Source organism: Alkalihalophilus marmarensis DSM 21297, from assembly GCF_000474275.2.
GTDB classification, from domain to species: Bacteria; Bacillota; Bacilli; order Bacillales; family Bacillaceae_D; genus Alkalihalophilus; species Alkalihalophilus marmarensis.
Genome location: NZ_ATAE01000038.1, coordinates 53,282 through 65,839, shown reverse-complemented (window position 1 = coordinate 65,839; position 12,558 = coordinate 53,282). Strand labels below are relative to the sequence as shown.

The 12,558-nt window shown below is 41.4% G+C and carries 15 protein-coding genes and 1 pseudogene; 12 read left to right on the top strand and 4 right to left on the bottom strand.

Annotated features, from left to right (window positions below):
* Positions 1-27: 27 nt before the first annotated feature.
* The 4 genes from A33I_RS14195 to A33I_RS14180 all read left to right on the top strand — a co-directional run bounded on the left by A33I_RS14195 (position 28) and on the right by A33I_RS14180 (position 3,628).
* Positions 28-1,323, top strand: a complete 1,296-nt coding sequence (locus A33I_RS14195) for a homoserine dehydrogenase (RefSeq protein ID WP_022629011.1) — start codon at positions 28-30, stop codon at positions 1,321-1,323.
* Positions 1,324-1,326: 3 nt separating this feature from the next.
* Positions 1,327-2,391, top strand: coding sequence for a threonine synthase (gene thrC / locus A33I_RS14190; protein WP_012960314.1), 1,065 nt, complete (start codon positions 1,327-1,329; stop codon positions 2,389-2,391).
* Positions 2,388-3,308: a homoserine kinase gene (thrB, locus tag A33I_RS14185; RefSeq protein WP_022629010.1), complete on the top strand. Its 921-nt coding sequence runs from the start codon at positions 2,388-2,390 to the stop codon at positions 3,306-3,308. The genes thrC and thrB overlap by 4 nt, the downstream gene beginning before the upstream one ends.
* Before the next feature lie 89 nt (positions 3,309-3,397).
* Positions 3,398-3,628, top strand: a complete 231-nt coding sequence (locus A33I_RS14180; RefSeq protein WP_022629009.1) for a transcriptional regulator SplA domain-containing protein — start codon at positions 3,398-3,400, stop codon at positions 3,626-3,628.
* Between the two features lie 73 nt (positions 3,629-3,701).
* Here A33I_RS14180 and A33I_RS14175 read toward each other — a convergent pair whose 3' ends face one another.
* A complete protein-coding gene (locus A33I_RS14175) occupies positions 3,702-3,995 on the bottom strand; it encodes a NifU family protein (RefSeq protein WP_411809986.1) in 294 nt (97 codons plus the stop codon).
* Positions 3,996-4,128: 133 nt separating this feature from the next.
* On the opposite strand from A33I_RS14175, the gene A33I_RS14170 reads away from it, so the two are divergent.
* Positions 4,129-4,881: an SDR family NAD(P)-dependent oxidoreductase gene (locus tag A33I_RS14170; protein ID WP_022629008.1), complete on the top strand. Its 753-nt coding sequence runs from the start codon at positions 4,129-4,131 to the stop codon at positions 4,879-4,881.
* Between the two features lie 81 nt (positions 4,882-4,962).
* The gene (locus tag A33I_RS14165; RefSeq protein ID WP_022629007.1) at positions 4,963-5,268 is read left to right on the top strand and encodes a YuzD family protein; all 306 of its coding nucleotides are present in this window, start codon (positions 4,963-4,965) and stop codon (positions 5,266-5,268) included.
* A 605-nt stretch (positions 5,269-5,873) separates the two neighbouring features.
* Here the strand turns inward: A33I_RS14165 and A33I_RS14160 are convergent.
* Both A33I_RS14160 and A33I_RS21475 read right to left on the bottom strand, forming a co-directional pair.
* Positions 5,874-6,944, bottom strand: a complete 1,071-nt coding sequence (locus A33I_RS14160; RefSeq protein ID WP_031311672.1) for an FAD-dependent oxidoreductase — start codon at positions 6,942-6,944, stop codon at positions 5,874-5,876.
* A 411-nt stretch (positions 6,945-7,355) separates the two neighbouring features.
* Positions 7,356-7,517: pseudogene (locus A33I_RS21475) on the bottom strand (TetR/AcrR family transcriptional regulator); the annotation flags it as partial.
* A gap of 222 nt (positions 7,518-7,739) precedes the next feature.
* Here A33I_RS21475 and A33I_RS14155 point away from each other — a divergent pair.
* The 4 genes from A33I_RS14155 to A33I_RS14140 all read left to right on the top strand — a co-directional run bounded on the left by A33I_RS14155 (position 7,740) and on the right by A33I_RS14140 (position 10,407).
* On the top strand, positions 7,740-7,976 hold the full coding sequence (locus A33I_RS14155) for a YuzB family protein (RefSeq protein ID WP_012960307.1): 237 nt from the start codon (positions 7,740-7,742) through the stop codon (positions 7,974-7,976).
* A 115-nt stretch (positions 7,977-8,091) separates the two neighbouring features.
* Entirely contained in the window at positions 8,092-8,331 is a 240-nt protein-coding gene (locus A33I_RS14150; RefSeq protein ID WP_022629005.1) for a hypothetical protein, read from the top strand.
* A 28-nt stretch (positions 8,332-8,359) separates the two neighbouring features.
* Positions 8,360-9,208 carry a diaminopimelate epimerase gene (gene dapF, locus A33I_RS14145; protein ID WP_022629004.1) on the top strand — a complete coding sequence of 283 codons (849 nt, stop codon included), beginning with the start codon at positions 8,360-8,362 and terminating at the stop codon, positions 9,206-9,208.
* A gap of 251 nt (positions 9,209-9,459) precedes the next feature.
* Complete coding sequence (locus tag A33I_RS14140) at positions 9,460-10,407, top strand: L-lactate dehydrogenase (protein WP_022629003.1); 948 nt, start codon at positions 9,460-9,462, stop codon at positions 10,405-10,407.
* 39 nt (positions 10,408-10,446) lie between these two features.
* Here the strand turns inward: A33I_RS14140 and mqnE are convergent, their stop codons facing one another.
* Complete coding sequence (mqnE, locus tag A33I_RS14135) at positions 10,447-11,541, bottom strand: aminofutalosine synthase MqnE (RefSeq protein ID WP_022629002.1); 1,095 nt, start codon at positions 11,539-11,541, stop codon at positions 10,447-10,449.
* Positions 11,542-11,917: 376 nt separating this feature from the next.
* On the opposite strand from mqnE, the gene A33I_RS14130 reads away from it, so the two are divergent.
* Together A33I_RS14130 and A33I_RS14125 are read left to right on the top strand one after the other, a co-directional pair.
* On the top strand, positions 11,918-12,124 hold the full coding sequence (locus tag A33I_RS14130) for an aspartyl-phosphate phosphatase Spo0E family protein (protein WP_022629001.1): 207 nt from the start codon (positions 11,918-11,920) through the stop codon (positions 12,122-12,124).
* A gap of 79 nt (positions 12,125-12,203) precedes the next feature.
* A complete protein-coding gene (locus A33I_RS14125; RefSeq protein ID WP_022629000.1) occupies positions 12,204-12,557 on the top strand; it encodes a HesB/IscA family protein in 354 nt (117 codons plus the stop codon).
* Position 12,558 lies beyond the last annotated feature (1 nt).

Genomic DNA, 12,558 nt, shown 5'->3' with positions numbered 1-12,558 from the left:
TATAGTTTGGATTGGAGTGGAGCAGAAATGAAACAAGGCATCAATGTAGGGTTATTAGGACTTGGAACGGTAGGAACAGGGGTTATTTCGATTATTAAACAGCATCAGCAGGAATTAAAGCATCAAGTAGGATGCGCTGTAAATGTGGCCAAGGTGCTTGTTCGTGATATAGATAAGAAACGTGGAGTTGAAGTTGAGGAAAACTGGCTGACAACAGACCCTGCGGAAGTATGCTGCGACCCAGAGATTGATGTGGTGATTGAAGTGATGGGCGGTGTTGAAGATACGAAAGAACATCTTGCCAATGCCCTAAAAAATAAAAAGCATGTCGTAACTGCAAATAAAGATTTAATGGCACTGTACGGAGCAGAGCTTTTGCATCTCGCTTCAGAAAACGGCTGTGACCTGTTTTATGAGGCAAGTGTAGCTGGAGGAATTCCTATTTTGAGAAGCTTAGCTGACGGCTTAGCGGCTGATCGGATTACAAAGATGATGGGGATTGTGAATGGGACAACAAACTATATCTTAACAAAGATGTCGCAAGAAGGAAGCCAATACTTAGATGTGTTAGCTCAAGCACAGGAATTAGGTTTTGCAGAAAGTGATCCGACTTCTGATGTGGAAGGATTAGATGCTGCAAGAAAGATGGCAATTCTTTCTACTTTAGGGTTCTCGATGGATGTTAGTCTTGAAGATGTCTCAGTCAAAGGGATTTCACAAGTAACGGATCGCGACCTTCATTACTGTGAACAGCTTGGTTATACAATGAAATTAATCGGTATCGCTAAGCGTGATGATGACCGAATTGAAGTAAGTGTAGGACCCACACTTCTGCCAAATGACCATCCGCTAGCTGCTGTAAATAATGAATACAATGCTGTTTATGTTTACGGAGAAGCAGTTGGAGAGACAATGTTCTATGGCCCAGGTGCTGGCTCGCTGCCGACAGCAACAGCAGTGGTTTCAGATTTAGTGACAGTGATGAAGAACATGCGCTTAGGAGTGAATGGTCATACCGTTCATGCGCCGCTTCATGAGAAGGTACTTAAAGAAGATAAGGAAATTGATTCTAAGTATTTCTTACGAATGAGAGTGACAGATAAAGCAGGTACATTCTCTGCTATTACTTCGTTATTTGCAGAATATGAAGTCAGCTTTGAGAAGCTTCTGCAGCTTCCGCTAGATGGGGGAGAAGAAGCTGAAGTTATTGTTATTACGCATCATACAAGCAAAGAGAATTATCGGGAATTATATGAACGTTTACAAGCGCTTGAGGTTGTAGAAAACGTAGAGAGCAGCTACCGTGTTGAGGGAGGACAATAAATAATGAGCAAATGGAATGGGTTACTTCATGAATATAAAGAATTTTTACCAGTAAATGACAAAACGCCAATGTTAACGTTAAAAGAAGGAAATACTCCTTTGATCCCTCTTGAAAATCTGTCAAAGGAATGGGGAGTGGAGCTATACGTTAAGGTAGAAGGGGCAAACCCGACTGGTTCTTTTAAAGATCGCGGAATGGTCATGGCTGTTGCGAAAGCAAAGGAAGAAGGCAGTGACACAATTATTTGTGCTTCAACAGGAAATACGTCAGCAGCGGCTGCGGCTTACGGTGCGCGTCTTGGCATGAGATGTATTGTCGTTATCCCTGAAGGCAAAATTGCTCTTGGTAAATTAGCACAAGCTGTCATGTACGGGGCTGAAGTCATCGAGATTAAAGGAAACTTTGATCATGCGCTTGAAATTGTTCGTGCAATCAGTGAAACGGAGCCGATTACGCTGGTAAACTCGGTAAACCCTTATCGAATTGAAGGGCAGAAAACGGCTGCATTTGAAGTATGTGATGCACTTGGGCAAGCGCCGGATGTACTTGCAATCCCTGTAGGAAATGCCGGAAATATTACAGCGTACTGGAAAGGGTTTAACGAATACCACGAAAAGAAAGGTACGGGCCTTCCTGAAATGCGTGGGTTTGAGGCAGAGGGAGCAGCCGCGATTGTTCGTGATGAAGTTATTGAAGAGCCTGAAACCGTTGCTACAGCCATTCGTATCGGAAATCCTGCCAGCTGGTCTCAAGCGGTAACTGCAGCTAATGATTCAAATGGAGCCATTGATTATGTAACAGATGAAGAAATTTTAGAGGCGTATCAACTTTTAGCTAAGCGTGAAGGGGTATTTGCTGAACCGGCATCTTGCGCTTCATTAGCAGGTGTGAAAAAGCAGCTTGCTTCAGGTGAATTAAAGAAAGGCTCAAAGATTGTATGTGTGTTAACAGGAAACGGCTTAAAAGATCCAAGCACAGCAATGGATACAGTAGCTGTTAAACCAACGGTTCTTCCTAATGAAAAGGATGCATTCTTATCTCATATTAAAGGAGGGGTTAAGCTGTGAGCGTTGAACCTTTTATGATTACGGTTCCTGGCAGCACGGCAAACCTAGGCCCTGGATTTGATTCTGTAGGACTTGCGGTTGATCGATATTTAACGTTAGTCGCAAAACCCGCAGATGCTTGGTCGTTTTATTCTGAATCACCGGATCTCAAAGGCGTTCCAACTGATGAAGAGAACCTTATTTACAAAGTGGCAAAACAAGTAGCTGATACATACGGCTATATGCTCACCCCTTGTGAAGTCGAGATGACAAGCGATATTCCGTTAACAAGAGGTCTAGGAAGCAGTGCTGCTGCGATTGTAGCTGGAATAGAGCTTGCTAATCAACAAATGAATAATGTTCTATCTCCTGAAGAGAAAGTGCGCCTGTCGAGTCTTTGGGAGGGTCACCCTGATAATGTAGCAGCCTCTGTATATGGAGGACTTATTATCGGCACTCACACAGAGGAAGCGACGCATGTTCTGTATGGAGGAGTGCCTGAAGTTGATCTAGTCGTTGTCATTCCAAAGCACGAGCTGTTAACGAAAAAAGCTCGTGGGGTGCTGCCTGAATCCCTTCCGTACAAAAAAGCTGTCAGAGGGAGCGGGGTAGCTAATGTGTTAGTCGCTGCGCTTCTTCAGGGCAATTTCAGCTTAGCTGGAGAGATGATGAGTGCAGACATCTTTCATCATCCATACCGAGGAGAGCTGGTCCCGCACCTGCAAGATGTGATTGATGTCGTGCGCGAGGATACGGATGCATATGGTGCAGCATTAAGCGGTGCTGGTCCAACAATTTTCTGCTTAGCCCCTCTAAATCGCGGGGAAGCAGTGAAAGAAGTACTCTCGAAACGTTTCCCAGACTTTGAAATTGATGTTTTAGCCCCTGCTAAGCACGGGGTCTGTGTCAAGGTTCCGAGCTATTTACGAGAAGCTTAATCTAAGTTCCAGCCTAAACATTTTCATATGAATAGTTCAAGCATAGTCGGGCAAACCATAATCATCAGCCATGAAAAGGAGTGTCCGCTATGCTTGATATGAATCAATTACATGAAGGGCAGTCGGTATATGTGATCTATAGGAATCCTCACACGCCGACTGTCTCCTCTATTCAAGAGGCAACGATTGCCCTAGATCCAATGAATCCAGGCCAGATGTCTCTTGTCTTATTTGATTATTACCATCCCATTGAAGAAGACGATGCTATTTTTTCTTCCTATGAAGAAGCAGAAGCCTCTTACGATGATTATTTTATGTAAATGAAAAAAGCCCGCAGCTGCGGGCTTTTTATTATGAAGCAGTATCGATCTTACTCAATACGAATAGCTTACATTAAAATACTTGCTCGATTTCTTTTACGCCAGGAACTTCTTCAAGAAGAGCGCGTTCAATTCCTGCTTTTAGCGTAATTGTTGAACTTGGGCAAGAACCGCATGCACCAAGAAGACGAACTTTAACGATACCATCTTCAACTTCTACAAGTTCAACGTCCCCGCCATCACGAAGCAAGAAAGGACGAAGCTTATCTAATACTTCCTGTACTTGCTCAACCATTTCAGTACTTGTTGCCATTATTAACAACCCCTTTCTATCTATATTATAATAGCCAGCACGAAAAAAATCCATGAATCTGCCATGATCATTTAAATATGGGCTGAATATTTTTTGTAAAACGAACCACAACCATCTCTAAGAAAAACATGCATATTTTGTATAAGTTATGTATAATTAAAGTACATATTTTGTGGAGGGGATGATGATGAGAGCGGTGTTAATAACAGGAGCTACCTCTGGAATCGGAAAAGCAGCCGTTCATCGCTTTGCTAAAGAAGGAGATCATGTGATTGCTGTCAGTAAATCTTATGAAAAAGGCTCGTTCTTTATTAGTGAAATTGATCGATGTGAGTACAAGGGACATGTCGATTTTTTTCAAGCCGATATTAAGAGTGAAAATGAAGTGGAGAGATTGTACGCAGAGCTTTCTATGACATTTCGATCGATTGATGTGCTCGTTAACAATGCAGGAGTGGTTCAGCCAGCTGCAGGGATGATTGAGAAAATCCAGGAAGATGAATGGGACGAGTTGTTTAACACAAACGTGAAAGCTGCTTTTTTGATGATGAAACATGGGTTGAAACAGATGGATCGAAAAAAAGGAGCAGCGATTATTAATGTAGCTTCTGCTATGGGATCTACTACATATCCCCCTGCACTAGCTGCTTATAATTCATCAAAAGCGGCCCTCATTTCGTTAACAAAATCATTAGCCGCTCGCTACGCTAAGCAGGGAATAAGAATTAATACCATATCACCTGGACTTGTAGATACCCCGCTCGCTCATTGGCTGTATGGAGGAAAATGCTCATTTAAAAAGGTTAGCGAAAAGCACCCAAGAGGGTATGGGGCAGTTCCAGATGAGATCGCCTCCATTATTTATTTTCTTGCCTCAGAAGATGCTTCCTATGTGATCGGCCATAACTTGATTGCCGATGGAGGCCATTCCTTAAAGTAAGAGATTGATCTTTCGCTATCGTTTCCTATATGCTAAAAGTACAGATATGGTTAGGATAGGTAAACGAAGAGGGGTGCTGTTATGAGCGAAATTAGACTTGTCGTGTACGGAGCAGAAGAGAAATGTGCCAGCTGCATTAATTTACCCACTGCATATGAGACCAAAGAGTGGCTAGAAGCGGCTCTGTCAAGAAAGTATGAACAGGAGAATGTGAAAGTGGACTATGTAGATATCCACGGAACCTACGGTGAAGAGCATCAGTCTTACGTTAATGCTATTTTAGAGGATGAATATTTTTATCCGCTTATTGTATTTAACGATGAAGTAGTAGGGGAAGGAAATCCGCGTTTGAAGACTATCTATGAGAAGATTGAAGCGAGTCGATAAGGGTGGTCCGTGTCTTGGTGTTTAATTGCGTCCTTGTAAGGCGTTTATGCGTCGGTTGAAAAGCTAATTGTGCAGGTCCGCAATGTTATTGCGTCGCTAGTCTGCTTAATTGCGCCAATCAAAGCTATTTGCGTCTTTTCAACCTTTTTTATGCGTCTAAGTTTAAAGAAATTGATTTATTTCAAAGCGTATATGCGTTAATTGGTAAACAGGAAAAAGCTGTCCGCATAAATGGGACAGCTTTTTCGTGTCTAGCTTCAGGGCATTGTCCTTCGAGAAACTTTTGTGAACCAAACGAAGTCAAAAAGCGCCTCTTTTTGCTTCCCCTAAGTTTTCGAATGCCAGAACATGCCCTTCCGTTTTTCTTGTCTAGCTGCAGGGTTCAGGTAATCGGTGGCTTCACTTTGTCAAACGAAGCAAAAAGCGCTTCTCATTGCCAAAGCTCCATCCTCCTCATACCTAAACGAACCCTTCCACCTTTCTTAATGTCTAGTTCCGGCTCGTTGCCTTGCGGGAAATAACGGTGCATCGAATGAAGTCAAAGAGCGACTTCATATCCCTGCCCCTCATATTTCTGCAAGCCAGCCCACTCGCCTCCACTTTTCTTATGACCCTGAGTGGTGTTTGTACATCCAGAGGACGCCGCTTTTTAGGACGCGTGGCACTCGGCCTAGCAGGGTGCGTTCGCCCATTAGTCCGAAGCCATGCTTTTTACCTAATGATCCGAGTACTCCTTTTAACTTGATGCGCGGGAGTTCCTCAGGAAGCGGTTCGTTGTTCCATTGCTTCTTTAAGATCGTTACAATCTGTTCTGCTTGTCCTTCCGCAAGCTGTGCGCTTGGTGCATGCGGAAGGCTCGCACAGTCCCCTACAACAAAGACATTTTCGTCTGTTGGAAGGAAGTGCTGAGGAGTTAAAACGACTCGTCCTTGCTTATCTTTTTCGACATCTAAATTGCGAACCACGTCTACGGGCTGAATACCGGCAGTCCAAATCACAGCATCGCTGTCGATTCGTCCATCATGGTTGTAAAGAGCACCTTCTTCTACTTTTGTGATATTCGATTTATTAATCACTTCTACGCCGTGGTCAATAAACCAATTTTGGACATACGTACTTAAGCGGCGAGGGAACATAGATAGAATGATCTCGCCACGGTCAAATAATTTAATTGTTAGATCAGGACGGCTTTCACGAAGTTCACTAGCGAGCTCTACACCGCTTAAGCCAGCGCCGACAATTGATACGACACCTTGCGGGCGGATATTGTTGAGGGCTTCATACGTGCGTCTTGTTGCTTCCATCGTTTGAATACCGTATGTGTGCTCCTTAGCGCCTGGCACACCGTGGTATTTATCTTCACAGCCAAGACCGATAATTAACTGGTCATAAGGAACAAACTCTCCGTTGCTTAATTCAACAGTTTTATCGTTTAAATGGATTTCGGTAATCGTTTCGTATTTAATGTTCAGACGAGAATCTTCTGGAAATTGAACGCGCAGATGATGATCTGCTGCTGTTCCTGCTGCAAGAGCATAGTATTCCGTTTTCAGACAGTGATAAGGCAGTCGATCAATCAGTGTAATCTCAACGTCATTTGGCAGATCATTCGGTAAGAGGCGCTGTAAAATACGCATACCGCCATAGCCTGCACCTAAAACAACAAGTTTTTTCATAAGTGAGTATCTCCTTTGCTCTGTAATAGATTCTAAACTGGCATGGATCAGGTCCATAATTTTAGAAAGTAACTGAGCTTTTGTAGGTTCTTTCGCAAACGTTTGTAAACCATACGAAACATGGCTGTTTATAATGTGGGACCACGTTTTAATAGGAATAGAAGAACGAATATAACCTGATTCTTCTGCTTGAGATAACAGGGTTTCCCAATGTGGGAGAAGCAGCTGTTCATCCTCGATCACATGCTTCCAAATTTGAATGGTTAATGCAGGGTGAATGTCATAATCACTTAAAATAAATTGAAGATAAGAGCGAATACGCACCCCGAGAGGAAGAGTCCTCAGATTAGGCTGTTCAATGTATGGAAGCGCAGCTTGTATCCGTTCGGTTGCAAGCGATTGCATAATGGATTCTTTAGTAGGAAAATAATTAAAGAACGTACCTTTTGCGACATTAGCTGCCTTTGTGATCTCTAAGACAGTCGTATGAGAGAAACCTTTTTCAAGAAATAGTTCTCTGGCTGCTTGTTCAATTCTTTTTTTCGTTTGTGTTTTCTTTGCTCTCTCACTCATGTCGTCGCTCCTTAAAAATGACCCTGGTCAGTTTTGATTATAACGAGTTATACAATAAATAACAACAAATTTGTGAATTTTTTTAGACGAAGACAATATTAAATACATTAAAATTAGGCGTTAAAATCTTCCTTCATATTATAAATAGAATATAAACGTATATCATTGACTTATAGTTCGCATCCGAGTAGGATTATAGACAAGAAATTTGAGGTGAAAGTGATGCGTCCTATTATCGAATTTTGTTTAAGTAATCTTGCAAGCGGCACTCAAAAGGCGATGGAAGAGCTAGAGCGTGACCCTAATCTAGATATTATTGAATACGGATGTCTAGGAAATTGCGGCAGTTGTGCTGTCACACCTTTTGCGCTTGTAAATGGAGAATATATTTCTGGTGAAACAAATGAAGAGCTTGTAGAAAATATCTACACGTATTTAGAGGAAAATCCTATGTTTTAATAGTCAGCTTCTAGACAATCTAGAAGCTTCTTTTGTACGTCTGGAGCTGAATCTATATAACGAACAGCGAACAAAAGAACACGACCAATTGAAGAGAAGAGAGTAGGTGTGGAATATGGATGTGATACCTTTTCAACATACATTGCCATATGAGCGGCAATTTGAGGACATTTATGTGAGCTCTTGTCCGTTCTGTGAGGAAGAGCAAGTCTTGACCCATATGAAGCCTCGTGATTATAAGCAAGCTATAGAAGGTGTCAAAACGATCTTAATTATGCCGTGCTGCCGTAGTAAAATTACGATATTAGAAGCAGACGACGATTATTTTTGGGCAGATGAGCCATTAAGAAAATAACCAGTAAATAAATGAGCGAGGGATCTAGATGAAATTCACGAAAATGCATGGCCTTGGAAACAGCTATATTTACGTAGATTTATTTAAAGAAACATTAGAAGAAGAGCAATTGGCTCGATTAGCTGTAGAAGTTGCTGACAAAAATAAAGGAATTGGTTCTGACGGGATGATCCTGGTATGCCCTTCAAACGTTGCGCCTGTGAAAATGAGAGTATTTAATAATGACGGGTCAGAAGCAAAAAATTGTGGTAACGGCCTTCGCTGTGTGGCAAAATTTGCTTATGAACATGGATATGTTAAAGATCAAACATTCCAAATTGAAACATTAGGCGGGCTTGTTACGGCAACAGTCCATACAGAAGGAGAGCGCGTTCATACGGTGACGGTCAATATGGGCAAGCCTCGTCTAACTAGAGAGAGTCTTCCGATGCTAGGTCCATCAACGGATAAAATAGTAGCAGAGCCGTTCGAAGTCGCTGAAACGAAGCTTGAGCTTACAGCTGTGTCAATGGGGAATCCGCATGGAGTGTTTTTTGTAGAAGATATTAACCAAGCACCAGTTGATACATTAGGGCCGATTATTGAAAAAGATGAACGTTTTCCGGAATGGGTAAATGTAGAATTTGTAGAGGTTGTTAGCGAGTTAGAGCTCCATTTTCGTGTGTGGGAGAGAGGCTCAGGAATTACGCAGGCTTGCGGGACGGGAGCATGTGCTGCAGTCGTTGCATCAATCCTGAATGGACATTCTAATAAAGGGGAATCTGTAACGGTGCATCTGCTCGGGGGAGACCTTGAGATTGAATGGACCGAGTCAGGAGATGTGTTAATGACCGGTGCAGCTGAAGTTATTTGTGAAGGTGTATTTGAACGTAAATAAGTTGTCTGTTATGACTTGATTTAGTTTCTGGTTTTATTTAAAATATTTATCGAGTCCTTCTTGGTCATCTAAGTTAGGTGTCAATTCGGTTACGATTTGACACCCCATATCCAAGAAGGCTCCTTTTTTACATTTATGTTTGTGAAATGTTTCACAAGTTAGACGTAACTATTTATATGAAGTGGTAGATTTTAGACATTTTTTAACATAGACTAAGGGGGAGTTAAGGGATATTTACGAGGAGGTATGACATGATTAATGAGTTGAAAAGCATGAAGGTAGTTTTAATAGGGGCAGGTTCTGTTGGAGCAAGTTACGCCTTTGCTTTACTAAATCAAGGATTTGTCAGAGATTTAGTAATCATCGATCTAAATCACGGAAAAGCGGAAGGAGATGCGATTGATCTTCTTCACGGCATGCCGTTTTCTTCTCCAATGAATATATGGGCTGGAACCTACGAGGATTGCAAGGATGCTGATCTTGTCGTAAATTGTGCTGGAGCTAACCAAGGTCCTGGAGAAACAAGATTAGACCTGCTTGAAAAGAATGCAAAGATTTTTAAAGTGATCACAGAGTCTGTAATGAAATCAGGGTTCAAAGGAATCTTTTTGATTGCGACAAACCCGGTCGATGTGCTTACTTATGCCACATGGAAGTATTCGGGTCTCCCAGCTCACCGAATAATCGGCTCTGGAACAGTTCTAGATACAGCGAGATTTCGTTATGCATTGGCAGATAAATTTGAAGTCGATGCTAGGAATGTACATGCCTACATATTAGGAGAGCATGGCGATTCTTCTCTTCCTGTTTACAGCCATGTAACAATAGGTGGGAAGCCGCTCAAAGATTATCAAGATCCAAATAAACCAAACAGCGAAGAGCTTGAACAGTTATTTGTCGGCGTACGGGATGCCGCCTACGACATTATTCAAAAAAAGGGCTCTACGTATTACGGTATTGCGATGGGGCTCGCTAGAATTACAAAAGCCATCATAAAAAACGAGAATGCAGTGCTTCCAGTCTCGGCTTTGCTTGATGGTGAATACGGCCAAAAAGATGTGTGTATCGGTGTGCCGGCCATTATCAACTCTAACGGAATTAGAGAACTGGTAGAATTAAATTTAACAGAGACTGAACAGAAGCAATTTAATAAGTCTGCTGACGTTTTAAAACAATCAATCAACCAAATTTTTAATTAACAAAAAGCCGTTCCTTTTATGGAACGGCTTTCTTTATGTTTAGTAAGTTTTGATGACGTTATAGAAGGTGTCACGTTCAACTGGAACTTTATTTGCACTCTTAATTAAGTGGATTAATTCATCACGCGTAATCCCTTGAGAAGTGAGGGCTCCTACAGAGTGAGAGATACGCTCCTCAATAAGTGTACCGTGAATATCACTTGAGCCGAATGTCAATGCCATTTGAGTCAGCTGCACACCGATGTTAATCCAGTATGCTTTAATATGATCAAAGTTATCTAACATAAGTCTGCTGATCGCAAGAGTTCTCATATCATCGTAAGCAGAAGTACGGCGCTTTAGACCAGCATTTACGCTGCGAGGCTGCATCGCAAGCGGGATAAATACCATATATCCATTTGTACGGTCTTGAAGCTGACGCAGACGATCCATATGGATAAGACGCTCTTCTTTCGATTCAATCGAACCATAAAGCATCGTAGCGTGTGTTTTAAGTCCAAGATTGTGAGCTGTTTCATGAGCTTCGAGCCATTGGTCAGTTGAAGCTTTATCAGGGCTCATTTTTAAGCGGTAACGCTCAGTTAAAATCTCCGCTCCGCCGCCAGGAAGGGTATCAAGACCTGCTTTAATTAATTCTTCAAGTACTTCTTTCATCGATAATCCTGAAATACGTGAGAAGAACTCAATCTCAGCACCTGTATACGCTTTTACAGTCACATTAGGATAATGTTTTTTTAATGTACGGATTGTATCAAGATAATAATCAAACGGCACTTCATGGTTGTGCCCTCCAACAATATGGAATTCACGGATGTTATCATTCCAGCGCTCTTCTACATATTTTTGAAGGGCTTCGCTGTCCATCGTATAAGCTCCCTCTTCACCAGGCTTGCGCTTAAACCCACAGAAACCGCAATTCGCTTCACATACATTCGTAGGGTTGATGTACATGTTCTGAATAAAATAAACGTTGTCTCCGTTTTTCTTGTAGTTTACTTGATTAGCAAGTTGGGCGATCCCTAGAAGGTCAGGCGTATCATATAAATATAGGCCGTCTTCAATAGATAATCGCTCACCGTGCTGAACTTTCTCTGCAATTCCTTGTAGTTTTGTATCTGTAAGGATTGTTGTCATGTCCTTATCCTCCATTCCGTCTAAAGAGACGTTCGGTGCATATTTTTCGTAACTCTAAGTAAAAGGTAGAAAACCTTATAAAAAGTATGTGGCAAAATGTTTGTACGATAATCACTATTATACTATCAGATAAAGATAATGAAAACAAAGTGAACGTTTTTGGAAAAGAGGAAGGATATTGAATATCTAGTGTAGAAATTGTAAAAAACAATGAAAATCATCTATATTTAGTTGTTTCATAGTTGATTTACTTACGGTAATTAATTAAAATGTAAGTAATATACAAATTTAGATGTACGGACGACTGTGAACTACTACTATACTATACTAAAATTTTCTGTCTTATATATACATCTATTTAGAGGGGTGAATGACAATGACTACAGCATTAACATATGATGCCTGTCTTGAAAAAATTGAATCTTTACGTGAAAAAATGATACATGCAGCAGCTAAACATGGTATGTCTCACCCACTCGTACTAGATTATAGCCAGGAATTAGATCGTGCCCATAATCTTGCGATGATGCATAACAATAATCAAGAAAAAAATCAACCTTTAAGAGAAACGTTCGAATTTTGAGCAGATGATGAGCGCATGTCTCTTGAGGTTCAAGAGAACAAAAGGTATACTGAGAGCAATCGTTAATAGGAGTGATAAAATGATTACATTAACGGAAGCGGCAGTAAGCCAGATTAAAGAAATGATGAAAGCAGAAGGTCAAGACGGTCTTATGCTTCGTGTCGGTGTTAAAGGTGGAGGCTGCAGCGGCTTGTCATATGGAATGGGTTTTGATACAGAAAAAACTGAAGATGACACAAAACTTGAGATCAGCGGGCTGCCTGTATTAATCGACAATGAAAGTGCACCTATTATTAAAGGTGTTGTGATTGATTATAAACAAAACATGATGGGCGGCGGATTTACTATTGATAACCCTAATGCGATCGCAAACTGTGGGTGTGGTTCATCATTCCGTACAGCAGCTAATGCCGGAACGCCAGAAGATTGTTAAA